The sequence below is a fragment of the Shewanella aquimarina genome (genome assembly GCF_023349185.1).
Lineage (GTDB): Bacteria > Pseudomonadota > Gammaproteobacteria > Enterobacterales > Shewanellaceae > Shewanella > Shewanella aquimarina.
The window spans coordinates 1-2,772 of the sequence record NZ_JAKIKY010000027.1 but is presented as its reverse complement, the minus strand read 5'-3'; the positions used below and the strand labels follow the sequence as shown (position 1 = coordinate 2,772).

Here is a 2,772-nt window from a genome sequence, read left to right as displayed (position 1 = left end):
TACGAAACCCTTTTGGGTTGTATGGTTAAGCCTCACGAGTCATTAGTACAGGTTAGCTCAACGCCTCACAACGCTTACACACCCTGCCTATCAACGTCCTAGTCTCGGACGGCTCTTTAGAGACCTTAAAGGTCTAGGGATGACTCATCTTAGGGCTCGCTTCCCGCTTAGATGCTTTCAGCGGTTATCGATTCCGAACGTAGCTACCGGGCAATGCCATTGGCATGACAACCCGAACACCAGCGGTTCGTCCACTCCGGTCCTCTCGTACTAGGAGCAGCTCCCTTCAATCATCCAACGCCCACGGCAGATAGGGACCGAACTGTCTCACGACGTTCTGAACCCAGCTCGCGTACCACTTTAAATGGCGAACAGCCATACCCTTGGGACCGACTTCAGCCCCAGGATGTGATGAGCCGACATCGAGGTGCCAAACACCGCCGTCGATATGAACTCTTGGGCGGTATCAGCCTGTTATCCCCGGAGTACCTTTTATCCGTTGAGCGATGGCCCTTCCATTCAGAACCACCGGATCACTATGACCTGCTTTCGCACCTGCTCGACGTGTATGTCTCGCAGTTAAGCTGGCTTATGCCATTGCACTAACCGTACGATGTCCGACCGTACTTAGCCAACCTTCGTGCTCCTCCGTTACTCTTTGGGAGGAGACCGCCCCAGTCAAACTACCCACCAGGCACTGTCCTCAACCCCGATTCAGGGGCCAGAGTTAGAACATCAACACTACAAGGGTGGTATTTCAAGGTTGACTCCACGAGAACTGGCGTTCCCGCTTCAAAGTCTCCCACCTATCCTACACATGTAGGGTCAATGTTCAGTGCCAAGCTATAGTAAAGGTTCACGGGGTCTTTCCGTCTAGCCGCGGGTATACGGCATCTTCACCGCAATTTCAACTTCACTGAGTCTCGGCTGGAGACAGCGTGGCCATCATTACGCCATTCGTGCAGGTCGGAACTTACCCGACAAGGAATTTCGCTACCTTAGGACCGTTATAGTTACGGCCGCCGTTTACCGGGGCTTCGATCATGAGCTTCTCCGAAGATAACCCAATCAATTAACCTTCCGGCACCGGGCAGGCGTCACACCGTATACGTCATCTTGCGATTTTGCACAGTGCTGTGTTTTTGATAAACAGTTGCAGCCACCTGGTATCTGCGACTCCCGTCAGCTTAGAGAGCAAGTCTCATCACCAACAGGAGCGTACCTTCTCCCGAAGTTACGGTACCATTTTGCCTAGTTCCTTCAGCCGAGTTCTCTCAAGCGCCTTGGTATTCTCTACCCGACCACCTGTGTCGGTTTGGGGTACGATTCCTGCTAACCTGAAGCTTAGAAGATTTTCCTGGAAGCATGGCATCAACTACTTCATCACCGTAGTGACTCGTCATCAACTCTCAGTATTAGGTACCCGGATTTGCCTAAGTACCCTACCTACAGCCTTAAACGCGGACAACCAACGCCGCGCTAGCCTAGCCTTCTCCGTCTCTCCATCGCAGTTAGCAGAAGTACGGGAATATTAACCCGTTTCCCATCGACTACGCCTTTCGGCCTCGCCTTAGGGGTCGACTCACCCTGCCCCGATTAACGTTGGACAGGAACCCTTGGTCTTTCGGCGAGGAGGTTTTTCACCCCCTTTATCGTTACTCATGTCAGCATTCGCACTTCTGATACCTCCAGCGTGGGTTACCCCTTCACCTTCAACGGCTTACAGAACGCTCCTCTACCGCACTAGCGCAAGCGCTAGTACCCATAGCTTCGGTGTATTGCTTAGCCCCGTTATATCTTCCGCGCAGGCCGACTCGACTAGTGAGCTATTACGCTTTCTTTAAATGATGGCTGCTTCTAAGCCAACATCCTAGCTGTCTAAGCCTTCCCACATCGTTTCCCACTTAGCAATAACTTTGGGACCTTAGCTGATGGTCTGGGTTGTTTCCCTTTTCACGACGGACGTTAGCACCCGCCGTGTGTCTCCCGAGTAGTACTCATTGGTATTCGGAGTTTGCAAAGGGTTGGTAAGTCGGGATGACCCCCTAGCCTTAACAGTGCTCTACCCCCAATGGTATTCGCTCGAGGCGCTACCTAAATAGCTTTCGAGGAGAACCAGATATCTCCCGGTTTGATTGGCCTTTCACCCCCAGCCACAAGTCATCACCGCATTTTTCAACATACGTGTGTTCGGTCCTCCAGTTGATGTTACTCAACCTTCAACCTGCCCATGGCTAGATCACCGGGTTTCGGGTCTACACCTTGCAACTAAACGCGCAGTTAACACTCGGTTTCCCTACGGCTCCGCTATTCGCTTAACCTCGCTACAAAATGTAAGTCGCTGACCCATTATACAAAAGGTACGCAGTCACGGTCTCAAGAACCGCTCCCACTGCTTGTACGTATACGGTTTCAGGTTCTATTTCACTCCCCTCACAGGGGTTCTTTTCGCCTTTCCCTCACGGTACTGGTTCACTATCGGTCAGTCAGGAGTATTTAGCCTTGGAGGATGGTCCCCCCATATTCGAACAAGATATCACGTGTCCCGTCCTACTCGTTTTCACCTAAAGTTAGTTTTCATGTACGGGGCTATCACCCTGTATCGCTGTGCTTTCCAACACATTCCACTAACACCCTCTAGGCTTAAGGGCTAATCCCCGTTCGCTCGCCGCTACTAGGGGAATCTCGGTTGATTTCTTTTCCTAAGGGTACTTAGATGTTTCAGTTCCCCTCGTTCGCCTCATTAAGCTATGTATTCACTTAATGATGACA

Annotated in this window: 1 rRNA gene; it reads right to left on the bottom strand. The window is 51.5% G+C overall.

What is annotated here, in order from left to right:
- Window positions 1-21: 21 nt before the first annotated feature.
- A 23S ribosomal RNA gene (locus L2731_RS19440) occupies window positions 22-2,772 on the bottom strand; the annotation flags it as partial.